The following is a 22,557-nucleotide window of genomic DNA, read 5'->3' on the forward strand; positions in this document are numbered from 1 at the left end:
CCAGAAACTCAAGGGAGGAACCCCATGACCGAGATCCTGAACTACATTGGCGGAGAGCTCGTCGCCGGGAAGTCCGGCCGGTTCGCAGATGTCTTCAACCCGGCAACCGGCGCCGCGGAGAGCCGCATCCAGCTCGCGACCACGGCCGAGGTGGACGCGGTCGTGGAGAATGCCAAGGCGGCCTGGCCGAAATGGGCGAAGACGCCGCCGCTGCGCCGCGCGCGCATCCTCGACAGGTTCAAGTTCCTGCTGCAGGAGAACGCCGACCGGCTCGCCGAGGCGATCTCGAAGGAGCATGGCAAGACCCATGACGACGCGCTCGGCGAGGTGACCCGCGGCCTCGAAGTCGTCGAATTCGCCATCGGCATCCCGCATCTCCTGAAGGGCGAAGTGACCGAGAATGTCGGCACCAACGTCGACAGCCACTCGATGCGCCAGCCGCTCGGCGTCGTCGCCGGCATCACGCCGTTCAACTTCCCCTGCATGGTGCCGATGTGGATGTTCCCCGTGGCGCTGGCCTGCGGCAACTGCTTCGTGCTGAAGCCCTCCGAGCGTGACCCCTCCCCGTCGCTGATCCTCGCCGAACTGCTGACCGAGGCGGGGCTTCCGGCGGGCGTCTTCAACGTCGTCCACGGCGACAAGGAAGCGGTCGACGCGCTCCTCAACAACCCCGATGTCAAGGCTGTGAGCTTCGTCGGCTCGACCCCGATCGCGCGCTACATCTACGCGACCGGCACAGCGAACGGGAAGCGCGTCCAGGCGCTCGGCGGCGCGAAGAACCACATGGTCATCATGCCCGACGCCGATCTCGACATGGCGGTCGGCGCGCTGATGGGCGCGGCCTACGGCTCCGCGGGCGAGCGCTGCATGGCGATCTCGGTCGCCGTCCCGGTGGGCGAGGAAACCGCGAACAAGCTGATCGAGAAGCTGGTGCCACAGATCGAGGCGCTGAAGATCGGCCCCTCCACGGACCGCGCTTCCGACATGGGCCCGGTGGTGACGAGGCAGCATCTCGAGAAGATCAAGGGCTACATTGCCCAGGGCGAGAAGGAAGGCGCGAAGCTCGTCATCGACGGCCGTGACTTCAAGGCGCCGCAGGGCTACGAGGACGGCTATTTCATCGGCGGCACGCTCTTCGACGGCGTGACCGATGACATGACGATCTGGAAGGAAGAGATCTTCGGCCCGGTGCTGAGCGTCGCCCGCGCCAAGAACTTCGCCGAGGCGGCCGACCTGATCGCCAAGCACGAATACGGCAACGGCGTCGCGATCTTCACCCGCGACGGCGACTCGGCCCGCGCCTTCGCCCATGACATCGAGGTCGGCATGGTGGGCGTCAACGTGCCGATCCCGGTGCCGATGGCCTTCCACTCCTTCGGCGGCTGGAAAGCCTCGCTCTTCGGCGACCACCACATGCACGGGCCGGAAGGCGTGCGCTTCTACACGCGGCTGAAGACGATCACGACGCGCTGGCCCTCGGGCATGCGGACGGAGTCGGAATTCGTCATGCCGACGATGGGCTGAGCCCTCCCTCAACCGAATTCCAGCGGCCCCGGAGCACCGTTCCGGGGCCGCTTTCCGTTCGTGCCACCGCGTTCCGGCACTCCGATTCCCGACCTTCACCGACCCCGCGGGCGGCGCTTGACGGCTTGCCTCCGCCGAGCTTTCCGCCAAAGTGCGACAAAGAGCGGCATCGGCACGAACCGGCACGCCGCGGGAATCGGGGGAAACAGATGGAAGAGATCACGCCGGCATACGGCACGGCTACACTGCTACTCATCGCGGCGGGCGCGGTCGCGTTCCTGCTCGTGCTCATCCTGCGGTTCCGGCTGCATGCCTTCGTCGCCCTGACGCTGGTGAGCCTGCTGACCGCGCTCATCACCGGCGTCGCCTTCAAGGACATCGTGCCGACGCTGATGACGGGCTTCGGCTCGACGCTCGCCTCGGTCGCGCTCCTGGTCGGTTTCGGCGCGATGATCGGCCGGCTGCTGCAGGTCACCGGCGGGGCGCAGGTACTCGCCGACAAGCTGATCTCGGTCTTCGGCGAGAGCCGAGCGCCGTTCGCGCTCGGAGTCGCCTCGCTGCTTTTCGGCTTCCCGATCTTCTTCGACGCCGGGCTCGTCGTCATGCTGCCGATCATCTTCTCGATCGCGACGCGGCTCGGCGGATCGGTCCTCACCTACGCCCTGCCCGCCGCGGGCGCCTTCGCGGTCATGCACGCCTTCGTGCCGCCGCATCCCGGACCGGTCGCCGCGGGCGACCTGCTCGGCGCCGATCTCGGGCTCCTGGTCCTCGTCGGCCTGGTGATCGGCCTGCCGACCTGGTTTCTTGGCGGCTATCTCTACGGCCTCTGGGCGGGCCGCCGCTTCGTGCTTCCGGTGCCGGCCTTCATGACCGGCGGCGACGCCGGCGCGCTCGCCGGGCCGCCGCCGACCTTCAAGACCGTGATGACCGTGCTCCTGCTGCCGCTCGGACTCATCTTCCTCAATACCGGACTCAATACGCTCGCGACCGCCGGTGTCGTTTCGGGCGATGCGACCTGGGTCAACATGCTCCGAATGATCGGCCAGACGCCGGTCGCACTCCTCATCACGGTGATCGTCGCGATGCGGCTGCTCGGAGAGGGCCGCTCCGGGGTCGAGATCGAGAAGATCATGGACGGCGCGCTCGGTCCGGTCTGCGCCATCATCCTCGTGACCGGCGCGGGCGGCATGTTCGGCGGCGTGCTGCGCGCCAGCGGCATCGGCCAGGCGCTGGCGAGCAGCCTCTCCTCCGTCGGGCTGCCGCTGATCGTCGCCGCCTTCCTGATCGCGACCGCGCTGCGCGTGGCGCAGGGTTCGGCGACCGTGGCGCTTACCACGACCGCCGGGCTGCTCGCGCCCACCGTGGCGGCGACCGAGGGGCTCAGCGTCTTCGATCACTGCTTCCTCGTGATCGCGATCGCCTGCGGCTCGACCGTGCTCAGCCATGTGAACGACTCGGGCTTCTGGCTCGTGGGACGGTTCCTCGAGATGGATGAGAAGATGACGCTCAGGACCTGGACCGTCATGGAAACCCTGCTTGGAACGATCGGCTTCCTCATCGCGCTGATCGGTTGGTGGCTGCTATGAACACTGAGAACACCGGAGCGATCCACATCGTCGTCATGGGGGTTTCCGGCAGCGGAAAGTCCACGGTCGGCGAGGCGCTGGCGAATGAACTCGGCTGGCGTTTCATCGAGGGCGATTCCTGGCATCCGCCGGCCAATGTCGCGAAGATGTCCAGGGGTGAGCCGCTGACCGACGAGGATCGCTGGCCCTGGCTCGAAGCCCTCGCCGCCGAGATCGCGAAGGACGACGCGGCCGGGCAGGCCTCCGTCGTCGGCTGTTCGGCGCTGAAACGGGCCTATCGTGACATCCTGCGGTCGGGCGCGCGGGACGTGCGCTTCCTCCACGCGCATGGCTCGAAGGAGGTGCTCGCCGAACGGCTCTCGGACCGGCCGGGGCATTTCTTCCCGGCCGCGCTGCTCGACTCGCAACTCGCGGCGCTCGAGCCGCTCGCCCCGGACGAAGGCGGGATCGTGGTCGACATCGACGCCCCCATAGAGGCCATGGTCACCGAGGCGCGCAGGGGTTTCGGACTCTGACCCGGGGTCTGGCTCCGGCATCCGTCACGGGTTCCGCCACGGCGACCTGACGCGGGAATGGCGCCGAGCCTGCCTCGGCCGCCCGCGACCGGTCCGTATCGCTGTGACCCATGGCCGGGAAAAAAGGCTGGCTTTCGGCGCCCGATGGTCTATCTCCGAGCGGGGAGGCCCGGCGCCGGACCTCACCCGCCCGTTTGTCCTGCGAAAGTCCCATGTCTCAGTCCGAGTCCCAGCCCCAGGTATCAGGCCTGCCGGGCCTTCCCGAATTCGTCGCCCTGACCGCCTGCCTGATGGCGCTGACGGCTTTCTCCGTCGACATCATGCTGCCCGCGCTGCCGCAGATCCGCGCCGATTACGGCCTCGCCGACGTGAACGCGCAGCAGCTCGTGGTCGTCACCTATGTCGCGGGCTTCGCGCTCGGCCAGCTCTTCATGGGCCCGATCTCCGACCGATACGGCCGCCGGCCCATCCTGCTCATCGGACTCGCCGCCTATGCGCTCGCCGCCTTCTGGTGCCTCATCGCCGACAGTTTTTCCACGCTTCTGGCGGCCCGCTTCGTGCAGGGAGTCGCCAATGCCGCGCCCCGGATCGTCGCCGTTGCCATGACGCGCGACAGTTTCCAAGGCCGGCGGATGGCCGAGGTGATGTCCTTCGTGATGATGGTCTTTATCATCGTGCCGGTGATCGCCCCCTCGCTCGGCGGCCTGTTCCTGCTCATGGGCTCGTGGCACCTGATCTTCGCCTTCCTCTGCCTGTTCGCGCTCGCGATCCTGGCCTGGAGTTTCGCCCGGCTCCCCGAGACGCATCCGGCGGAAACGCGCGAGCCGCTGACCATCGCCTGGCTCTGGGGCGCGGTCCGCGAGACGGTGACCAATCGCCAGACGCTCGGCTATACGCTCGCGACCGGCGTGCTCTTCGGCTCGCTCATGGGCTACATCAACTCGGCCCAGCAGGTTTTCGAGGATGTCTACGCCGTGGGCGCGCTCTTCCCGATCCTGTTCGGCGCCTGCGCCATCGCACTCGCCATCGCGGCCTTCGTGAGCGGCCGGTTCGTCATGCGCATCGGCTCGCGCCGGCTCGGCCACGCGGCGATCATCGGCTATGCCACGCTCTCGCTCATGCACTACGGGCTCTTCCTCATGATCGGCACTCCGCCGTTGCCCGTCTTCCTCGTCATCCTCTCCGGCTGCCTGTTCTGCTTCGGCCTCGTCATGCCGAACTACAACGCGCTCGCGATGGAGCCGATGGGCCGGGTCGCCGGCACCGCCTCCTCCTTCGTCGGCGCGGTCACGACCGGCCTCGCCGCCTTCTTCGGCCTCATCATCGGGCAGCAGTTCGACGGCACGGTCGGGCCGCTGCTGGCCGGTTTCGCCATCTTCGGGGTCGGGGGCGTCATCATCACGCTCATCGTCGAGCGGGGGCGTCTGTTCGGAACGGGCCATTCCCGCCCCGCGTAAGGCCCCAACCGCGGGGGGCCGGCGCTCAGTGCGGATGATGATGGTGGTGCATGCCCCCCTCCAGGTGATGCGGCTCCTCGTGCATCCAGGCGACCTGACGCACGACCATGCGATGCACCCGCGGCGGCTCCTCTCCGTCGTGGAGCGCGCGTAGCCGCTCCCCCACCACCGCGTCGGCATGGGTGACGCGCTGGTTGTAGCGTACGTATTCGATCCAGGTCGGTGTCTGATAGGTCTCGATCCAGATGCGCGAGTCGCTGATGTCGCGCATCAGCATCCAGTGCCGCGCGCCGTCGCGGCGGCGGATGCGGCGCCGGTCGATCATCGCGTCGAGAAACTCCGCCTCGTCCTCCGGCCTGATCCGATATTCGATCACGATCGCCATCGGACCGCTGCGCGGCTTGAGGTCGATCGCGATATCGGGCATCCGCCAGCGATTCAGAGGGTTGAGGTTGAGTTCGGTCCGGTCCGGCAGGCGGAAGACGAAGCCGATCAGCGCGCCCACGAGCAGCGCCCCCGCCGTGACGAAGAGCGCGGTCCGGGGATCGGTCGCCTCCGCGACTTCGCCCCAGACCCAGCTTCCGATTGCCATGCCGCCGAAGGTCGCGGTCTGATAGAGCGCGAGCGCCCGGCCGACGACCCAGCGCGGGGTCGAGAGCTGCACGGTCACGTTGAAGGTCGAGAGGCTCAGGACCCAGCTCGCACCGCCGAGCAAGAGCCCCGCGCCAGACAGCCAGGCGCTGGAACTGAGCCCCACGATCACCGTGCAGAGCGCGAAGGCGACGAAGCCGAGACGCACGATCCCCTCGCTCGACAGTTTCGCGCGCAGCGGCGCGGCGAGATAGGCGCCGCCCAGCGCGCCGACGCCGAAGGCCCCGAGCAGGAGACCGTAGGTGAGCGGACCGCCCGAGACCAGATCGCGCGCGACGACCGGGAGCAACGCCTGCACCGAGATCGCGCCGATGCCGAAGACCAGGCCGCGCAGCAGGACCTTGCCGATATTGGGCGACATCGCGACATAGCGCAGCCCCGCGCCCATCGCCATGCCGATGGTCTCGCGCGGGAGCACCCGCTTCTCCGCCTTCGGCTTCCAGCGCACGAGCACGAGGAGCAGCGGGAAGTAGCTCAGCGCATTGACCGCGAAGGCGGCCGCCGCCCCGCCCGCGGCGACGATCGCGCCGCCGATCGCGGGGCCGACGCTGCGGGTGATGTTGAAGCCGACGCTGTTCAGCACCACCGCCGCCGGCAGGTCGGAGCGCGGCACGATATCGCCGACCGAGGCCTGCCAGGACGGATTGTTGAGCGCCGTCCCCGCCCCGATCAGGAAGGTGAAGCCGAGCAGCAGCCAGGGCGAGAGCCCGTCGAGATAGGCGACGGTGGCAAGCCCGATCGAGACGAGGCACATGAAGATCTGCGCGACGATCATCACGTTGCGCCGGTCGAAATTGTCGGCGATCGCGCCGGCGGTCAGCGAGAAGATCATGATCGGCAGCGTGGTCGAGGCCTGCACCAGAGCGACCATATCCGCCTCGCTGGTGAGCGAGGTCATCATCCAGGCCGCGCCGACGGTCTGGATGAGGCCGCCGAGGTTCGAGGCGATGCTCGCCACCCAGATCTCGCGGAACGTTCGGTGGCTGAATGGACCGAGGGCGGCGGGCGGCGCGTCCCGCTCCGGGCTGTCGTCCATCACCTTGATCTCCTCTCCCGCGTCCCGCCGCCCGCATGTTGCCCATCGCGCGAGCCGGAGCAACCACCCTCGCGCGCCGGTGGGTGCCGGGACCACCTCATGCGCGGCGCGGTCCGGAGCGCGGCGGGCGCAAGACGACCGGAAGGCGCCGGGCTATTCCGCCAGCGCGGCGAGGATGCGTGCCCAGGAGCGGATGCCCTTGTGAAAGCTCTCGAGATTGTACTTCTCGTTTGGGCTGTGGATTCCGTCGTCATCGAGGCCGAAGCCCGTCAGGATGACATCCATGCCGAGCTTGTTCTTGAAATCGCCCGCGATCGGGATCGACCCGCCGGCGCCGATGAAAGCGGCGGGTCTGCCCCATTCCTCGGAGAGCGCCCGCTGCGCGGCGGCGAAGGCCCGGTTCGCCGTGTCGAAGGCGACCGCGCGCCCGTTGCCGTGCGGATGGAACTCCACCGTGCAATCCGCCGGAATCCGGGCTCTCACGAAGTCGCGGAAGGCGGCGCGGATCTTGTCCGGGTCCTGGTCGAAGACGAGGCGGAACGACACCTTGGCTCGCGCCTCGGCCGGGATCACGGTCTTGAACCCAGCACCCTGATAGCCGCCGCCCATGCCGTTCACCTCCGCCGTCGGGCGCGCCCAGATCATCTCGAGCGCGGATCGGCCTGCCTCGCCCGCCGGGACCGCGAGGCCAACGCCGCCGAGGAATTCCGCGACATCGAAATCGAGGGCCTCCCACTGCTCGCGGAGCGAGTCGGGGATCTCCGGCACGCCATCGTAGAAGCCGGGGATCGCCACCCGGCCCTGATCGTCGCGGAGATCCGCCAGGACGCGGGCGAGCACATGGTTCGCATTCGCCGCCGCCGAGCCGTACATGCCGGAATGGAGGTCGCGGCTCGCGCCCCGGATCACGATCTCCTCGCCGCAGAGCCCGCGCAGCATCGTCGTGATCGCCGGAGTCGCCGCGTCCCACATGCCGGTGTCGCAGATCAGGCCGAGATCGGCGCGCAACTCCTCGCCGTGTTCGGCGAGGAAGGCCGCGAGGCTCGGGCTTCCCGATTCCTCCTCGCCTTCGAGCATGATCGAAACCGGGATCGGCAGGCCGCCCGTCACCGCGACCCACGCCCGGCAGGCCTCGACGAAGGTCATGAACTGCCCCTTGTCGTCCGAGGACCCCCGCGCACGGATGACCTTGGTGCCATCGCCGAGTGTCTCGATCGCGGGCTCGAACGGCGGCCGGTCCCAGAGGTCGAGCGGATCGACCGGCTGCACGTCGTAATGGCCGTAGAAGAGCACCGAGCGGCCGGAGGCGGCGCGATTATGCGCCACCACGATCGGATGCCCCGCGGTCGGGCAGGCGCGCGCCTCGAACCCCATCGCGGCGAGGTCGGCGGTGACCGTCTCCGCGCAGTGCGCGCAGTCCCCGGCATAGGCGGGGTCGGTCGAGATCGACGGAATGCCGAGCAGGGCGAACAGCCGGTCGAGGGCCGCCGACTGATCGGCATCGATATGGGCGAGGACAGCCTCCAGGTCGGACATTCCGGCACTCCGCGTCTTTGCCCGTCCATATGGGCATGGGCGGGCGGGTCTGGTATCGCCCGGACACCCATTCTTCCTTCGGTGGCCGGCGCGGCCCGAGCCTAGCGCAACGGTGCGCGCCGGCCAGCGGAAAAAGGCGCGGCGGCGAACGTGCTCGGCGAAGTTCGGCGCGCGCCAACGCCCGCGGCGGAATCTTGCCCGAACGTCGCAACCACAGGTGTTGCATAATCGGAGACCGCGCTTGATAGTCGCTCAAACTACACGCAGGGGTTGCGCTCGGAGGATGGCAGCGTGAACGTCGAAGGCGAAGACGGCGCTCGGATACTCGGCCTGTCCCGCAGGCTCGCGGCGTTGCACGCGACCGGGCTCGGGCTTCTGTTTCTCGTCGTGATCTCGGCGACCGCCTGGATCTCCGCGGAGCACAACACCCTCGCCCGCGTCTCCTCGCAGGAACTGGTGTCGAGCGGCATCAAGGCGCTCCGCACCCGCCTGGGCACGCTGGTGAGCGACTATTCGATCTGGGACGAGGCTTTCGAGCGCATCCGCGACAATGACATCGACTGGATCTATCGCAACATCGGCAGCGCGGCGGCGGAGATCGGCACCGTCGATCTGATCAAGATCGTCCCCCCGGGTGGCGGTCCGCCGCTGACCTGGCGGGAGGGATCGCCCCGGGAGGGCGAGACCGGCGTTCTGCCTCCGGAGCTCCTCGACCGCATCCTCCGGGAGTTCCGACCGGAGGATCTCGCACACGAGACGTCGCGCACCCTCCTCGCCGAGATGGACGGCGTGCCCTGGATCTTCTCGGTGGCGCCGGTCCGGCCGGTCGATGGCGTGCCCGAAGGCGTCGCGCCGGAGGATCTGGCGCAGCAGATCCACGGCTACCGGCTGGCGGGGGAACGCCTCGCCCATATCGGCCGCGAGCTTCTCATCGACGATATCCGGCTCGAAACCGGCGCGGCCCCGCCGGCCGACACCGCCTCGCTCACGCTCCGGAACGAAACGGGCGCGGTGATCGCCCATGTGGTCTGGTCGGCACCCCGGCCGGGCGCGAGCATCCTGCGCCGAGTCGGCCCGCCGCTCACCATCGCACTCGGCGTCGTCGCGGTGATCGGCCTCGTCAGCTCCCGCTCGGCGGTCCGCGCGGCGGAGCGGCTCGAGGACGCGCTCGACGCCGCCAAGGCCGCCGACCGCAGCAAGAGCGAGTTCCTCTCGAACGTCAGCCACGAGTTGCGTACGCCGATGAACGGCATCCTCGGCGTCGCCCAGCTCCTGCGGACGACCCCGCTCGACGCGGAGCAGCGGGAGTTGCTGGAGATCCTGTTCAGCTCGGCGAACACGCAGATGGCACTGATCTCGGACCTGCTCGACCTCAGCCGGATCGAGCATGGCAACCGGACGCTCTCGGCGGCCCCCTTCCGGCCCGGCCCGATCCTGCGCGATGTCACCGAGATGATCCGGGTCGCGGCGGCGAAGAAGGAAGTCACCTTCAGCGCCGATTTCGGGCCGCTGGCGGAGCTCGAGCTCATGGGCGACGGCCGCGCCTTCCGCCAGATCCTGACCAACCTGCTCGGCAACGCGGTGAAGTTCACCGACCAGGGCGGCGTCAGCCTGCGGGCGGAGGCGCGGAGCGAGGGAGCCGGGCGGCGGCTCATGGTCAGCGTGGCCGACACCGGCCGCGGCATCCCGGAAGCCGCCCTGCCGCGGATCTTCGAGCGGTTCTATCAGGTGGACAGTTCCGCCACCCGATCGGCCGAGGGCACGGGCCTCGGCCTCGCGATCAGTCAGTCGCTCGCGCGGATGATGGGGGGCCGGATCGAGGTCGAAAGCCGGCTCGGGGAAGGCTCGACCTTCGTCTTCACGGCGCCCTTCGACGTCGCGGGCGGGGCCGCCGGCGATCTCGACGCCGCCTGATGACCGGAGAGGCGGCCGCCGCGGGCAGCGCCGGTCCCTCTCATCCGCTGGCGAAGGTCGGACCGCGGCCTCGCAACGGTCCGGCGGGGGCCCGGCGGTGGGCATCCCGGCCAAGGGCGTGGAGCTCAGGCTCGCTCAGGCGGCGACCCGCTCGGTCCGGAGGCTCTTCAGGAACCGATGATGGCGCCTGCCCCCGCGCATGTAGAACGGGTGAAGCCAGTGCCCCGACTCTAGGCCCGCGCAGGACCAGAAGGTGTAGTCCTCGAACAGCTCCTCGCCCGCCGCGATGTCACGCAGGGCGACGCAGTGGTCCTGCCGGAGCTCGGGCCAGAACCCGAGCCCGACATTGGCGGCGCGGCCCGGCGCGTGGTTCATGAACTGCATTCCGTCCCGATACCAGAGGAACAGGTCGGAGGGTCCGTGCAGATAGCCGCCGTGCAATGCGAAGGCCAGATCCTCGTCGCTCAGCCGGGCCAGCGCGGCGGCGTCGCAGACATGCATGGCATCGTCGAACTGCCATAGCCGGGTTCCGGCCTTGATGGGACGCGCTGCGAATACTCCAGTCCCCTCGATGGGGCTCGAATTGAATTCGACGTCAACCAGCCAACTCAATTCATTCTCCTTTCAGAACAAGGCGTCTTATGCTCCACGATTCATAATATGTATTTCAATCAATACATTTCATGATCGCATTTCTCCGAACGAATCGGCGAATCGTTCAGAAATATCAGGCAGTTATACTACTAATGGTTGATTAACGGGAATCGAGGGCATCAGGCAAGCGAAAATGCACGCTATGGGTGTATTTCGCGCGATATGAGGTCGGTACGTCCATCTCCTCTCACGCGCCGGCACGCCCCGACATCGCGGCGGGCGACCGTGCCTTCGACCATTGGCCAAGAGAACCCGCCCCGGCTGTTGCGATAGCGTCGCTGCCGATGGCGCCCGGCGCGGCGGGGTCGCACACGGGTCGACCCGGTTTGACCCGGCCGCGCGCGATGCTATGGGATGACCACGGACCCGAGGGAGGAACAGGGAATGAAGACGGTTTCCGAGAACGCGGCCTTTGGCGGCACCCAGGGCGTATACACGNTATGGGATGACCACGGACCCGAGGGAGGAACAGGGAATGAAGACGGTTTCCGAGAACGCGGCCTTTGGCGGCACCCAGGGCGTATACACGCACGCCTCGGAGGCCTGCGGCTGCGACATGACCTTCGCCGTCTACATGCCGCCGCAGGCAAAGCAGGGCCCGGTGCCGGTGCTCTGGTATCTCTCGGGCCTCACCTGCACGCACGAGAACGCGATGACCAAGGCCGGCGCGCAGGGCTGGGCGGCGCGCGAGGGGATCGCGCTCGTCTTTCCCGACACCTCCCCGCGCGGCGAGGGCGTGGCCAATGACGAGGCATATGATCTCGGGCAGGGCGCGGGTTTCTACGTCGACGCGACCGAGAAGCCCTGGGCGCCGCATTTCAGGATGTGGTCCTATGTGACCGAGGAATTGCCAAGGCTGCTCTTCCGCGAATTCGAACTGGAGGAAGGGGCGCAGGGCATCACCGGGCATTCGATGGGTGGCCACGGCGCGCTGACGATCGCGCTCACCTATCCGGATCGCTTCCGCTCCGTCTCGGCCTTCGCGCCCATCGCGAACCCGAGCAGTTCGGACTGGGGACGCAAGCAGCTCGGCGCCTACCTCGGGCCCGAGGGCGATGCCTGGTACGCGCATGATTCGAGCCTGCTGCTGCGCGACAAGGGCTGGAAGGGGCACCTTCTGATCGATCAGGGGACGAACGACCAGTTCCTCGAGCTCCTGAAGCCCGAGGCGCTCGCGGCGGCGATCGCCGAACGTCGGCAGGCCGCGACCTTCCGCATGCAGGCCGGCTACGATCACAGCTATTTCTTCGTCGCGAGCTTCATGGAGGATCACGTGACCTTCCACGCCGAGGCGCTCTACGCATGATCTATGTCGACGCCGATGCCTGCCCGGTGCGCGACGAGGTTCTGCGCGTCGCCGAGCGGCACGGTGTCGAGGTCGTCTACGTCGCCAATGGCGGGATCAGGCCGAGCCGGCACCCGCTCGCCCGGGTCGTGGTCGTCGATCAGGGCGCGGACGCGGCGGACAAGTGGATCGCCGACCGGATCGGTCCCGACGACATCTGCGTCACCGTCGACGTGCCGCTCGCCGCGCGCGTGGTCGAGGCGGGCGCCCTGGCGCTCGCGCATGACGGGACGCTCTTCACCGCGCGCAACATCGGCGAAAAGCTCGCGACGCGCGATCTGATGGCCGATCTCCGCGCCGCGGACCCGTTCCGTCAGGGTGGCGGCAAGGGCTTCCGCCCGGCGGACCGCTCCCGCTTCCTCGAAGCGCTCGAACGCGAACTGCGCTCCCTTGCCCGGCCGAGTTCTCACCCAAGTCCTCCGGCCGGTCACGGAACGGCATGAAGGCCGCGCGAACTAGGGGAGGCAGAGCCAGATGGCCGATGAAGCAACGGCGAAGGCCATGAGCCGGCTCCAGAGGAGCGCGCCGCCCGGTGACCGGAGGAGCTTCTGCGCGGCCCCCGCGAGCAGAATGACGATCAGGAAGACCCCGAACAGGGCGATGGTCGTCGCCAGGACCAGCAGGCCGGTGTCCACCAGGCGAACCGCGGCGGGGTCGATGACCCGGGGCAGCAGTGCGAGATAGACCGCGGCGGTCTGCGGATTGCCAAGGCAGATGACAAACCCGGCGAGGACCGAAGCGGCATGTCCGCGCACGGGCGCCGGGGCGCCGCCGACCGCCTCCGAGCAGAGCCACATCCGCCACGCCACCCAGAGCAGATAGCCGCCCCCGAGATATTTCGCGACAGACAGCAGCCCCGGATGGGCCTGAAGCCAGATCCCGAAGCCGACGCTGACCGCGATGACAACCACGACATCGGCCGCGCAGATCCCGAGGGCGAGCGCGCAGGCGCCCCGCCGATCTTCCTGAGCCGATCGCGCGGCGATCAAAGCAACGAGTGGTCCCGGAGTCAGTGTCAGCGCCGCCAATGTCGTCATGTAGGTCAGAACCGCGGACGCTTCCATGACATTTACCACTACTCGATTTCTTCAATTCGCGATTCTGGCTCCGCGGGCGAGCGCTCTACCAGATCCGCTGGGAGATTTTGGCGTCCCGTGTTAGTCATCTGGCCTCGAATGTTCGTCGTTACCGGAACCGGCCTTCGGATCTCCACAGCGGGCCTTTTCGGCTCCCGGGCGATTCGACGGGAAAGGACTCGCCTGTGACCACCGCCTCGCCGCCGATCAGACCGCGCCAGGTCGCGGTCCTGCTCTACCCCCGGGTCGCCTCGGTCGACGTCTGCGGTCCGCTGGAGTCATTCGGGATCGCGAATTTTCTGACCGGCCAGCGCCTCTACCACCTGATGACGGTCTCCATCGACGGGGCGCCGGTTCCCGTGGCCGGCGGCTTCCTCGAAATCAAGCCGAGCCGCGGATGCGCGGATCTCCCGGACAGGATCGACCTGCTGCTGATCGCCGGCGGTCCCGGCTGTTTCGCGGCCTCGGAGGACAGCGCGCTCCTCGCCTGGATCCGGCGGCTGGAACCGCGCTGCGACCGCCTCGGGTCTGTCTGCACCGGTTCCACCGTGCTGCTCGCCTCCGGCGTGATGAAGGGGCACCGTGTCGCCACCCATTGGCTCGAAGCGAGGCGGCTCGAAACCGACCGGACGATGGCGGAGCAGGTCGAGCCGAACGCGATCTTCGTCAATTCCGGGAAGTTCTGGACATCCGCCGGGATGCTCGCGGGCATCGATCTCTCGCTCGCGCTGATCGAGGCCGATTTCGGACGTCAGCTCGCCCTCGATGTCGCGCGCTTCATGGTGCTCGTGTTGCGGCGGCAGAGCGGGCAGTCGCAGTTCAGCGCGCAACTGATGGCGGAAGCGACCGAGGACCCGCGCATCCGGCGCGTGCAGCTTCACATCTGGGAGCATCCGGGTGGAGACCATTCGATGCGCCGGCTGGCCGACCTCGCGGCCATGAGCGAACGCAGCCTGATCCGGCGCTTCAAGCAGGTGACGAATGGAACGATCTCGCGCTACATCGAGGACGTGCGGCTGAACTTCGCACGCCGGCTGCTCGAAACCTCCGAACTCACGATCCAGACGGTCGCGTCGAAGAGCGGCTTCGGCTCCGCGGCGACCTTGCGCCGTGCCTTCGAACGCAGGCTCGCGGTCTCGCCGAGCGTCTATCGGGCCAGTTTCGGGCCGGACCACGCCAGGACCGTCGGGGATGCCGTACAGGACACGATCCGGATGGATCTCGAAAGCCTCGTCATGGGCAAATCGGCCTGGTGAAACCTCGCGTCGCCGCGTGGCTCAATGCCACATCGGACCGAACCGCCGTTCGGTATCGAGCCGGTAGAGTTCGCGCCGCCAGCGTTCGATGTCGCGCCGCAACCGGCGGATCTCGGAGCGGTCGGCTTTCGACGTGTCGCCGTCGCGCAACTCGTCGATCCGCCAGTTCGCCGCGCGGATCTGGTCCTCGACCTGGTCGATGTCGCGGTTGATCTCGTATTCGCGCAGGCCCGCGTAGTTCGCCCGGGCCAATTCGCGCTGGTCGAAGCCGTGGCAGACCGGGTTCAACCGGTCGCCCCTTCGTCCGGCCGCGTAGGCCCGCCGGGGTGTGCAATAGGCCCCGAGACCCGCGTCCCGCCCCGCGCGCCAGGCCGCGAAATCGGGGGTGATGCCGACCTCCGCGCAGGCCTTGGCATGGGCGGACACGTAGTCCTCCGAGCGTCCGTCGGCCCCATCCGAATAGCCGATGCCGCGCCAGTCGCCGGCGCGGCAGGCTTCCTCCGACAGGCTCGCGCAACCGGCGAGGAGGCCCCCGAGGAGGCCGAGCACCACGTAGCCCGAGGAGCGCCGGCGCATGACCGCTACGCCCGCGCCGCGAGGCCGGCGAAATGCCGGTCCCCGTCGATGCTGAGCGCCCCGACCGCCGCGCCGATCGGCATCCAGACCGCCTTGTGCTGCCCGTCGCGCGGCGGCCCGCGGCGCGGCCCGGGCCGGCAGAGGTAGATGTGACAGACCTTCCGTGCCCAGAGATCGTATTCCGGCATGTAGGTGTAGCGCTGGTAGACGCCGAGCCGCCGGATCGGGCGGACCGTCCAGCCGGTCTCCTCGAGGCATTCGCGATGCATCGCACGCAGCGCCCCCTCGCCCGGATCGAGCCCGCCCCCCGGAAGCTGCAGTTCCGATGGATCACCCGCCTGCTTGGTCAGGAGCAGATCATCCCCGCGCCGGATCACGGCATAGACGCCGGGCCGGTCGGTATAGGTCCGGCGGGGGTCGAGGGAGGAGCCGAATCTTCGCATGGGCCGCATCATAGCGCGCGGCACGGCGGGAGGAAGCGGCGAGAGGCCGCGAGCGTGTTCCGCCAAGCGTTTGAACTCGCGAAGGAGAGCGCCTATGTGCTGGGCAACAGCCATCGGGACAAGACCATGACACTCGCCGGCCGCATCGCCTGGGACGATACCATCCTGCCCTTTCAACTCGACCGCGCCGATGTGCGGGGCCGGGTGGCACGGCTCGACTCCGTGCTCGACACCATCCTCTCGCAGCATTCCTACCCCGCCCCCGTCGCCGCGCTCGTCGCCGAGGCGACGCTGATCACCGCGCTGATCGGCCAGACGATCCGACCGGGCTGGCGGCTCAGCCTGCAGCTTCGCGGCGACGGACCGATCCGGCTCGTCGCGACCGACTACTTCGGCCCGCCCAGCGAGGGTGAGCCGGCGCGGATGCGCGCCTATGCCGGTTTCGACGCCGAGGCGCTCGCGGCCGAAGCGGGCGCGGCGAGCCCCTACGCGCTGCTCGGCTCTGGTCTTTTCGGGATGCTGATCGATCAGGGACCGGGCACGCAGCCCTATCAGGGCATCACCCCGCTCGCGGGCCGCTCGCTCGCCGACTGCGCCGAGACCTATTTCGCCCAGTCCGAGCAGATTCCGACCCGTTTCGCGCTCGCGATGGGAGAGGCGACGGTGCCGGGCGAGCCTTCGCGCTGGCGGGCAGGTGGCGTGATGCTGCAGCACATGCCCGCCGCCTCGCCGCATGCGAAACAGGAGGCGACCGGCTTCGACGGGCTTCTGGCGCCCGAGGACATGCTGGACGGCGCGGAAGCGGAGAACTGGAACCGCGCGGTGACGCTTCTGGGCACCGTGGAGGAGACCGAGCTCATCGGCCCGCATGTCGGCCCGGACCAGCTGCTGCTCCGCCTGTTCCACGAGGAATCGCCCCGGGTCTACAACTCGCAGCCCGTGCGGTTCGGCTGCACCTGCGGTCCGGAGAAGGTCGTGCAGTCGCTCTCGATCTACACGCCCGAGGAACTCGGGACGATGACGACGCCGGAGGGCAAGATCACCGCCGACTGCCAGTTCTGCGGCGCGCATTACGAGTTCGTGCCCGACGAACTCGGCATCCGGACCGAGGACCCGCAGGCCTGATGCTCAGCGCCCGCGCCGCGCCGCGCCAAGGCCAGGGTCCTGACCAGCGTCATGGCCCGTTTCTTGGCCAGGGTCGCGGCCCGGGTTTCGACCACGACCGAGCCCCGGACTCAGGATCGTGCCATCCTTCGACATCAGGATGGCGATCGGCCGGGTCGCAGGGAACTGGGCGAAGATGATGACGAACATCGCGGTGATCGGCACCGACAGAAGCGCCCCCGCGATGCCCCAGAGGCCGCCCCAGGCCACGACGCTGATCAGGATGACGAGCGGGCTCAGGTTCATCGAATTGCCCATGACGAAGGGTTCTACGAAATTTCCGATCGTGAACTGGATCGCCGTCATCGCCAGCACGAAACCCGCCACGGGCCAGAACGCGCCGAGTTCCGCGATCGCGAGGAAGGACGGCAGCAGCACCCCGAGAAAGCTCCCGATATAGGGGATGTAGTTCAGCAACCCGATCAGGATCGCCCAGAAGGCGGCGAAGGGGATGCCGTAGGACCAGAGGACCGCGTAGCTCACGAGGCCGAGCACGACATTGATCAGCGTCTTCATCCCGAGATAGGCGCCGATCGAACTGTTGATCTCGCGCAGCACCTGCTGGATGCGCGCGACCCGTTCCGGCTCGCTCGACATGAGCGCGATCTTGCGCCGGAAGCTCTCCCGTTCCGACAGGATGAAGCCGGCGTAGATCACCACGGCGATCAGGGTCGCCGCGATCCAGGAGGCGGTGGCGACCGTGACGCCGACCGCCGCGCGGATGTCGATCCGGCCGAGCACGTCGCGCTGGATCGCCTCCCAGTCGGGCTCGGCCTCGAAACCGAAGGTCTCGGCGAGCGCCTGGAAGAGCGTGAGCACCCGCTCCTGGTAGCGCGGCAGGGTCTCGGCGATCTCGTTGACATTGGTCACGATCAGGAAGCCGATCCCGGCGAGGGTCAGGCCGATGACGAGCACCGCGAGCGCGTAGCGCAGGCCGACCGGCGCCCGCGCGCGCAACCCGGGCAGCCGGCCGAGCAGTTCCGCGAGGCCGACCACGACATAGGCGACGATGAGGCCCGCGACCACGGGCAGGATCACCGTGCGCCCGATCGACAGGACCCAGCCGATCATGAGGGCGAAGGCCAATCCGTAGACCAGGCGGGGGAACCAGTCCTTCACCGGCGGCTCCATTTCGCTGTTGCGAAGTCGGAGCTATCACGACGCGCGCGGTTGTGGAACGAGGATCTCACCGCCGCGCCCATCGGTCACGCGGTCATGTCTCCTCGGACGGCCGCGCGCGCGACGCCTTGAGCGCGCCGCGATGCGTCTTGGTATCGAGCCGCCGCCGGACGGACCCGAGCGTCGGACGGGTCGGACGGCGGGGTTTCGGGCGCTCCAGCGCGGCGAGGATCAGGGCGCGCAGCTTCTCGCGCGCCTCCTCGCGGTTCAGCGCCTGCGAGCGGTGGGTCTCGGCGGTCACGATCAGCGCCCCCTCCCCCGTCCAGCGCCGCCCGGCGAGACGGCGCAGCCGCGCCTTGACCTCCGGGGTGAGATGCGGGGAGCGCGCCGCCTCGAACCGGAGCTCGACCGCCGTCGAGACCTTGTTCACGTTCTGCCCACCCGGTCCCGAGGCGCGGGTGAAGCTCTCGGCGAGCTCCCAGTCGGCGATCGCGATCCGGTCGTTGATCCTCAGCATCCTCGTGTTTCCGTGTTCCGTGCCCGTTTCTTCCCCGCGCCGCGTTCCGCGCATCCTGTTTCATGCGCCCTGTTCGGTGCTCCGCTTCCGGTACGCGCGCTCGGTTCCCGTGTTCGGTTCCCCGCGTTCGGTACCTCGCCCCGCGCGTCCGGGGGCCGAGCCTCCATCCCGCCTCGACATTCGCCCCGCGGCAAAGCGAAGGGGCCGCGGCGAACCGCGACCCCCGATTTGTGCAGAACTTGGAGGCTGGCCGATCGGGCCTAACCCTCGCTGGCTCTCTTCCCGAGAGGACTGCCTCTCAGGCGATCACCTCGCGCGTTAAACCGGCCACAAGCTCCAAGGCCCTATCAGACATTGGATCACCTCCTTTCGCTGGTTTCGGTTGACTCTGATGGTGCCACCGTTCGCGCGAAAGGCAAGTGCTAAATTCACCTCGCGGTATTTGCCTCGCCGGGCTCGCTTCGCGGAGCTCACCTCGCCGCGCCGGGCTGCCAGTTCCAGAGCGCGATCCGGAAGGGTGCGAGCGCGAAGATCGCGATCGCGAACTTGACCGAGAAATCGGCGATCGCGAGGCTGACCCAGAGCGGCATCACCGGGCCATGACCCAGCAACGGCACAGGCTCGTTCGCCCAGGAGACATCGACCGAGGGCGCGATGAAGGCGAGGCTCGCCGCGAAGGCCAGCGAGAAGAAGATGACGGTATCCGCCACGCTGCCGAGCGTGCTCGAAACGAGCGGCGCGCGCCACCAGCTTCCGGCGCGGAGCCGGTTGAAGACCGTCACGTCCAGAAGCTGGCCGATCAGGAAGGCGCTGAGCGAGGCCACCGCGACGCGCAGGCTGACGAGCGGGCCGAACTGCCCCTCGATCTGCGTGCCGATCAGGCTGCAGACGAGGCCGGTGAGAAAACCCGCGTAGACCACGCGCCGGGCCGCGGCCGGGCCGTGCAGCCGGTTCATCAGATCCGTGACCAGGAAGGCGAAGGGATAGGTGAAGGCGCCCCAGGTCAGCCACTGGCCGAAGAGGAACTGCACCAGGATGTTCGAGGCAAGCACGACGATCGCCATCGCGATCACGCCGAGCAGGAAGCTGTTCTTCATAACGGGTCCGTTTTTTAGGGAAGGTCGCGGAGACTTCCGGCCCGCGCGCTGATCCGGCGGGACCGCGCGGCCTTAGACCAATCCCGCTCCCGCCGCAAGTCGAACCTTGGCCCGGCATCCGCCCCTCGCGATCTTCCGGGGGTTCCGGCGCTGTAACCGGCACGCCCCGTCCTCCCGGCGCCCGCGTCTCGCGGGCGGGAACGAGAATGCCCGCCGGCGCGGCCAGCGGGCATTCGTTCAACGTCGGACCGGGCCGTGGAGCCTCAGCCGAAAACCTGCGTCCGGTAGGAGGCCGCGGGCCGCGAACGCCAGAGTTCCTCGGGCTGCCGCGCCGCCACGCTTTCCGGCAATTCGATCTCGTCGAAGCCGACGCGGCGGGCGGCGCGCGCCTGGTCCACCACGATCGGGCCGAAGGCGCGGAGCGTGCCAGTATAGCCCATCGCCCTGAGGCGGCGGGCGATCGAGAAGCCGCGGCCGTCGGCCATGCCGGGGAAGGCCACGCGAATGATCGCGATCCGCCCGAAGAACGGCGCCAGCGCCGCGGGGTCGCGGTCGTTCGGCATGTCCACGGCGAGCCCCTGCCCCGGCGTCTCCGGATCGGCGGCCAGCGCGTCATAGGCGACGAACTCCGCCCCCGCCCAGGGGTCGGGCGAGAAGCCCGTGTCGGTCACAAGAACGGTCATGGTGTCTCTTCTGTCAGGAGGCGCGCTGGATGCGGCCATCCGAGCCGAAATGGATGCCGCATTCGACCTTTTCGGTGCCCCGCCAGCGGCCCGCGCGCGGGTCCTCGCCCGGCGCGACCTTGGTCGTGCAGGGAGCGCAGCCGATCGACGGATAGCCCTGCGCCACCAGCGGATGCCGCGGCAGTTCGTTCACATCCATGTAGGTGCGCAGGTCGGACGCCGACCAGCCGGCGAGCGGATTGACCTTGAGACGCGCGCCATCGACCTCGAACACTTCGAGCTTGGCGCGGGTCGCGGCCTGATAGCGCTTCCGGCCAGAGACCAGCGCCGCGTAGGGTTCCAACGCCCGTTCGAGCGGCAGGACCTTGCGGATGTCACAGCAGCTGTCCGTGTCACGCTGGTGCAGCGTGCCATTCGGATCGACCCGCGCGAGATCCAGCGGATTGGGCCGGATGTGCTGGACATTGCGCAGTCCGAGATGCGCCGACAGCGTCTTCTGATAGTCCAGCGTCTCCTGGAACAGCATCAGCGTGTCGACGAGCAGGACCGGCATGTCGCGGTCGACCTGAGCCGCCATGTGCAGGAGCACGGCCGCCTCCGCCCCGAAGGAGGAGACGAGCGCCACCTGCCCCGGAAACTCGTCCAGGACGACCTGAAGCACCTCGGGGCCCCAGGCGCCCTCATAGGTGGTGCGCAGCCGTTCGACCTGGTCGGCCGGCCGGATCACGCGCAGCGTTTCGCGTTCATGCAGCATCGGAACGCTCCTCTCGCGGATAGAGCGCCGCCCGGAACGGCTCCGGACCGAGGCGCCTGTAGGCGGCCAGGAAGTCCTCCCCCGGCTCCAGCCTGTTGTCGAGATAGGCTTCGATCAGCCGCTCCACCGCCGGGACGATCTCCTCGTAGGAGAAGCCCGGACCCGCGCGCTCGCCGACCGCCGCCGTTTCCGTGCCATCGCCGCCGAGCGTCACCTGATAGCTTTCGACGCCGGCCTTATCGAGACCGAGGATGCCGATATGGCCGACATGGTGATGGCCGCAGGCGTTGATGCAGCCCGAGATCTTGATCTTCAGCGGCCCGATGTCGCGCTGCCGGTCGATGTCGGCGAAGGTCTCGGCGATCTCCTGCGCGATCGGGATCGAGCGGGCGGTCGCGAGCGCGCAATAGTCCATGCCCGGGCAGGCGATGATGTCCGAGATCAGCCCGACATTCGCCGTGGCGAGCCCGGCCTCCCTCAGCCGCGCATAGATCGCGGGCAGATGGCGACGCGGCACATGCGGCAGGATCACGTTCTGCTCGTGGCTGATCCGGATGTCGTCGTGGGCGTATTCCTCGGCGAGATCGGCGATCAGGCGCATCTGCTCCGCCGTCGCATCGCCCGGCGTGCCGCCGATCGGCTTCAGCGAGATCGTGGCGATACCGTAATGCGGCAGCTTGTGGGCGCTGACATTGGTGTCGATCCAGGCGCGCAGCCCGGCCGAGAGGATCGGCGCCGGCGCGTCGAGCGCGGGTTCGAAGGCGGGCGGGGCGAAAGCCGCCTCGATCTCGCGCACGAGCTCGGCGGAGACCGTCGGCATGAACCGCTTGTTCTCGATGAACTGGGCCTCGACCCGCTCACGGATCACCTCGATCGTCGTCTCGTGGACGAGGATCTTGATGCGCGCCTTGAACTTGTTGTCGCGGCGTCCGAACAGGTTGTAGACCTGCAGGATCGCTTCGAGATAGGGGAGCAGATCCTCCTTCGGCAGGAAGTCGCGGACCACCTTGGCGATCATCGGGGTGCGGCCGAGACCGCCGCCGACGCAGACCTCGTAGCCGGGCTCGCCCGCCTCGTTCCGGACCATGCGCAGGCCGATGTCATGCGACTTCGTCACCGCGCGGTCGTTCGGCGAACCGGTGATGCCGATCTTGAACTTGCGCGGCAGCCAGTTGAATTCCGGATGGTCGGTCGACCACTGCCGGATCAGCTCCGCCGTCGGGCGCGGGTCCTCGATCTCATCCGCCGCGGCGCCGGCGAAATGGTCCGCTGTCACGTTGCGAATGCAGTTGCCGCTGGTCTGGATCGCGTGCATGCCCACATCGGCGAGCGCGAGCAGGATGTCCGGCACCTCGCGCAGCTTCGGCCAGTTGTACTGGATGTTCTGCCGCGTGGTGAAATGGCCGTAGCCCTTGTCCCATTTCTCGGCGACATCGGCCAGCCGGCGCATCTTGCGGCTGTTGAGCGTCCCATAGGGGATCGCGACCCGCAGCATATAGGCATGGAGCTGCAGATAGAGCCCGTTGCGGAGCCTGAGCGGCAGGAACTCCTCCTCGGAGAGGCTGCCGGTCAGCCGGCGTTCCACCTGCTCGCGGAATTCCTCCACGCGGGCGTTCACGAATTCACGGTCGAAATCGGTATAATCGTACATCGC

Annotated in this window: 21 protein-coding genes; 9 read left to right on the forward strand and 12 right to left on the reverse strand. The window is 68.3% G+C overall.

Annotated features, from left to right (window positions below):
- Positions 1–24 precede the first annotated feature (24 nt).
- The 4 genes from ACLJK8_RS05335 to ACLJK8_RS05350 all read left to right on the forward strand — a co-directional run bounded on the left by ACLJK8_RS05335 (position 25) and on the right by ACLJK8_RS05350 (position 5,082).
- The gene (locus ACLJK8_RS05335) at positions 25–1,524 is read left to right on the forward strand and encodes a CoA-acylating methylmalonate-semialdehyde dehydrogenase (protein WP_413149068.1); all 1,500 of its coding nucleotides are present in this window, start codon (positions 25–27) and stop codon (positions 1,522–1,524) included.
- Between the two features lie 209 nt (positions 1,525–1,733).
- Positions 1,734–3,110, forward strand: a complete 1,377-nt coding sequence (locus tag ACLJK8_RS05340; RefSeq protein ID WP_413149069.1) for a GntP family permease — start codon at positions 1,734–1,736, stop codon at positions 3,108–3,110.
- A complete protein-coding gene (locus ACLJK8_RS05345) occupies positions 3,107–3,625 on the forward strand; it encodes a gluconokinase (RefSeq protein ID WP_413149070.1) in 519 nt (172 codons plus the stop codon). The genes ACLJK8_RS05340 and ACLJK8_RS05345 overlap by 4 nt, the downstream gene beginning before the upstream one ends.
- 212 nt (positions 3,626–3,837) lie before the next feature.
- The gene (locus tag ACLJK8_RS05350) at positions 3,838–5,082 is read left to right on the forward strand and encodes a multidrug effflux MFS transporter (protein ID WP_413149071.1); all 1,245 of its coding nucleotides are present in this window, start codon (positions 3,838–3,840) and stop codon (positions 5,080–5,082) included.
- 25 nt (positions 5,083–5,107) lie between these two features.
- Here the strand turns inward: ACLJK8_RS05350 and ACLJK8_RS05355 are convergent, their stop codons facing one another.
- Positions 5,108–6,769, reverse strand: coding sequence for an MFS transporter (locus ACLJK8_RS05355; protein WP_413149072.1), 1,662 nt, complete (start codon positions 6,767–6,769; stop codon positions 5,108–5,110).
- Positions 6,770–6,922: 153 nt separating this feature from the next.
- A complete protein-coding gene (locus tag ACLJK8_RS05360; RefSeq protein ID WP_413149073.1) occupies positions 6,923–8,305 on the reverse strand; it encodes a M20/M25/M40 family metallo-hydrolase in 1,383 nt (460 codons plus the stop codon).
- A gap of 291 nt (positions 8,306–8,596) precedes the next feature.
- Between ACLJK8_RS05360 and ACLJK8_RS05365 the strand changes: the two genes are divergently transcribed.
- Entirely contained in the window at positions 8,597–10,219 is a 1,623-nt protein-coding gene (locus ACLJK8_RS05365; protein ID WP_413149074.1) for an ATP-binding protein, read from the forward strand.
- Between the two features lie 135 nt (positions 10,220–10,354).
- Here the strand turns inward: ACLJK8_RS05365 and ACLJK8_RS05370 are convergent, their stop codons facing one another.
- Positions 10,355–10,831 carry an SET domain-containing protein-lysine N-methyltransferase gene (locus ACLJK8_RS05370; RefSeq protein WP_413149075.1) on the reverse strand — a complete coding sequence of 159 codons (477 nt, stop codon included), beginning with the start codon at positions 10,829–10,831 and terminating at the stop codon, positions 10,355–10,357.
- A 517-nt stretch (positions 10,832–11,348) separates the two neighbouring features.
- Between ACLJK8_RS05370 and fghA the strand changes: the two genes are divergently transcribed.
- Positions 11,349–12,179, forward strand: a complete 831-nt coding sequence (gene fghA / locus ACLJK8_RS05375; RefSeq protein ID WP_413149076.1) for an S-formylglutathione hydrolase — start codon at positions 11,349–11,351, stop codon at positions 12,177–12,179.
- On the forward strand, positions 12,176–12,661 hold the full coding sequence (locus ACLJK8_RS05380; RefSeq protein ID WP_413149077.1) for a YaiI/YqxD family protein: 486 nt from the start codon (positions 12,176–12,178) through the stop codon (positions 12,659–12,661). Before fghA ends, ACLJK8_RS05380 begins: the two co-directional genes overlap by 4 nt.
- A 12-nt stretch (positions 12,662–12,673) precedes the next feature.
- Here ACLJK8_RS05380 and ACLJK8_RS05385 read toward each other — a convergent pair whose 3' ends face one another.
- On the reverse strand, positions 12,674–13,282 hold the full coding sequence (locus ACLJK8_RS05385) for a LysE family translocator (protein WP_413149078.1): 609 nt from the start codon (positions 13,280–13,282) through the stop codon (positions 12,674–12,676).
- A 197-nt stretch (positions 13,283–13,479) separates the two neighbouring features.
- Between ACLJK8_RS05385 and ACLJK8_RS05390 the strand changes: the two genes are divergently transcribed.
- On the forward strand, positions 13,480–14,550 hold the full coding sequence (locus ACLJK8_RS05390; protein WP_413149079.1) for a GlxA family transcriptional regulator: 1,071 nt from the start codon (positions 13,480–13,482) through the stop codon (positions 14,548–14,550).
- Between the two features lie 21 nt (positions 14,551–14,571).
- Here ACLJK8_RS05390 and ACLJK8_RS05395 read toward each other — a convergent pair whose 3' ends face one another.
- Positions 14,572–15,126: a DUF2799 domain-containing protein gene (locus ACLJK8_RS05395; protein WP_413149080.1), complete on the reverse strand. Its 555-nt coding sequence runs from the start codon at positions 15,124–15,126 to the stop codon at positions 14,572–14,574.
- A 5-nt stretch (positions 15,127–15,131) separates the two neighbouring features.
- Complete coding sequence (locus tag ACLJK8_RS05400) at positions 15,132–15,569, reverse strand: NUDIX domain-containing protein (RefSeq protein ID WP_413149081.1); 438 nt, start codon at positions 15,567–15,569, stop codon at positions 15,132–15,134.
- A 126-nt stretch (positions 15,570–15,695) separates the two neighbouring features.
- On the opposite strand from ACLJK8_RS05400, the gene ACLJK8_RS05405 reads away from it, so the two are divergent.
- Positions 15,696–16,694, forward strand: a complete 999-nt coding sequence (locus ACLJK8_RS05405) for an Hsp33 family molecular chaperone HslO (protein WP_413149098.1) — start codon at positions 15,696–15,698, stop codon at positions 16,692–16,694.
- Between the two features lie 3 nt (positions 16,695–16,697).
- Here ACLJK8_RS05405 and ACLJK8_RS05410 read toward each other — a convergent pair whose 3' ends face one another.
- The 6 genes from ACLJK8_RS05410 to ACLJK8_RS05435 all read right to left on the reverse strand — a co-directional run bounded on the left by ACLJK8_RS05410 (position 16,698) and on the right by ACLJK8_RS05435 (position 22,554).
- Entirely contained in the window at positions 16,698–17,852 is a 1,155-nt protein-coding gene (locus ACLJK8_RS05410) for an AI-2E family transporter (protein WP_413149082.1), read from the reverse strand.
- Between the two features lie 94 nt (positions 17,853–17,946).
- Positions 17,947–18,369: an alternative ribosome rescue aminoacyl-tRNA hydrolase ArfB gene (gene arfB / locus ACLJK8_RS05415; RefSeq protein WP_413149083.1), complete on the reverse strand. Its 423-nt coding sequence runs from the start codon at positions 18,367–18,369 to the stop codon at positions 17,947–17,949.
- Positions 18,370–18,839: 470 nt separating this feature from the next.
- Positions 18,840–19,466 carry a queuosine precursor transporter gene (locus tag ACLJK8_RS05420; protein ID WP_413149084.1) on the reverse strand — a complete coding sequence of 209 codons (627 nt, stop codon included), beginning with the start codon at positions 19,464–19,466 and terminating at the stop codon, positions 18,840–18,842.
- A 263-nt stretch (positions 19,467–19,729) separates the two neighbouring features.
- Entirely contained in the window at positions 19,730–20,149 is a 420-nt protein-coding gene (locus tag ACLJK8_RS05425; RefSeq protein ID WP_413149085.1) for a DUF934 domain-containing protein, read from the reverse strand.
- A gap of 13 nt (positions 20,150–20,162) precedes the next feature.
- On the reverse strand, positions 20,163–20,903 hold the full coding sequence (locus ACLJK8_RS05430; protein ID WP_413149086.1) for a phosphoadenylyl-sulfate reductase: 741 nt from the start codon (positions 20,901–20,903) through the stop codon (positions 20,163–20,165).
- A complete protein-coding gene (locus ACLJK8_RS05435) occupies positions 20,893–22,554 on the reverse strand; it encodes a nitrite/sulfite reductase (protein WP_413149087.1) in 1,662 nt (553 codons plus the stop codon). The genes ACLJK8_RS05430 and ACLJK8_RS05435 overlap by 11 nt, the downstream gene beginning before the upstream one ends.
- Positions 22,555–22,557: the final 3 nt, after the last annotated feature.

Origin of the sequence: Amaricoccus sp. W119, assembly GCF_047275745.1 — a bacterium.
Taxonomy (GTDB): domain Bacteria; phylum Pseudomonadota; class Alphaproteobacteria; order Rhodobacterales; family Rhodobacteraceae; genus Amaricoccus.

What these genes read in the sequence shown, in the direction of transcription:
- ACLJK8_RS05385 (WP_413149078.1), bottom strand. Translation starts at nt 13,282, where the DNA reads ATGGAAGCGTCCGCGGTTCTGACCTACATGACGACATTGGCGGCGCTG.
- ACLJK8_RS05420 (WP_413149084.1), bottom strand. Translation starts at nt 19,466, where the DNA reads ATGAAGAACAGCTTCCTGCTCGGCGTGATCGCGATGGCGATCGTCGTG.
- ACLJK8_RS05335 (WP_413149068.1), top strand. Translation starts at nt 25, where the DNA reads ATGACCGAGATCCTGAACTACATTGGCGGAGAGCTCGTCGCCGGGAAG.
- ACLJK8_RS05425 (WP_413149085.1), bottom strand. Translation starts at nt 20,149, where the DNA reads ATGACCGTTCTTGTGACCGACACGGGCTTCTCGCCCGACCCCTGGGCG.
- ACLJK8_RS05345 (WP_413149070.1), top strand. Translation starts at nt 3,107, where the DNA reads ATGAACACTGAGAACACCGGAGCGATCCACATCGTCGTCATGGGGGTT.
- ACLJK8_RS05405 (WP_413149098.1), top strand. Translation starts at nt 15,696, where the DNA reads ATGACACTCGCCGGCCGCATCGCCTGGGACGATACCATCCTGCCCTTT.
- ACLJK8_RS05340 (WP_413149069.1), top strand. Translation starts at nt 1,734, where the DNA reads ATGGAAGAGATCACGCCGGCATACGGCACGGCTACACTGCTACTCATC.
- ACLJK8_RS05360 (WP_413149073.1), bottom strand. Translation starts at nt 8,305, where the DNA reads ATGTCCGACCTGGAGGCTGTCCTCGCCCATATCGATGCCGATCAGTCG.
- ACLJK8_RS05435 (WP_413149087.1), bottom strand. Translation starts at nt 22,554, where the DNA reads ATGTACGATTATACCGATTTCGACCGTGAATTCGTGAACGCCCGCGTG.
- ACLJK8_RS05430 (WP_413149086.1), bottom strand. Translation starts at nt 20,903, where the DNA reads ATGCTGCATGAACGCGAAACGCTGCGCGTGATCCGGCCGGCCGACCAG.
- arfB (WP_413149083.1), bottom strand. Translation starts at nt 18,369, where the DNA reads ATGCTGAGGATCAACGACCGGATCGCGATCGCCGACTGGGAGCTCGCC.
- ACLJK8_RS05350 (WP_413149071.1), top strand. Translation starts at nt 3,838, where the DNA reads ATGTCTCAGTCCGAGTCCCAGCCCCAGGTATCAGGCCTGCCGGGCCTT.
- ACLJK8_RS05380 (WP_413149077.1), top strand. Translation starts at nt 12,176, where the DNA reads ATGATCTATGTCGACGCCGATGCCTGCCCGGTGCGCGACGAGGTTCTG.
- fghA (WP_413149076.1), top strand. Translation starts at nt 11,349, where the DNA reads ATGAAGACGGTTTCCGAGAACGCGGCCTTTGGCGGCACCCAGGGCGTA.
- ACLJK8_RS05400 (WP_413149081.1), bottom strand. Translation starts at nt 15,569, where the DNA reads ATGCGAAGATTCGGCTCCTCCCTCGACCCCCGCCGGACCTATACCGAC.
- ACLJK8_RS05355 (WP_413149072.1), bottom strand. Translation starts at nt 6,769, where the DNA reads ATGGACGACAGCCCGGAGCGGGACGCGCCGCCCGCCGCCCTCGGTCCA.
- ACLJK8_RS05395 (WP_413149080.1), bottom strand. Translation starts at nt 15,126, where the DNA reads ATGCGCCGGCGCTCCTCGGGCTACGTGGTGCTCGGCCTCCTCGGGGGC.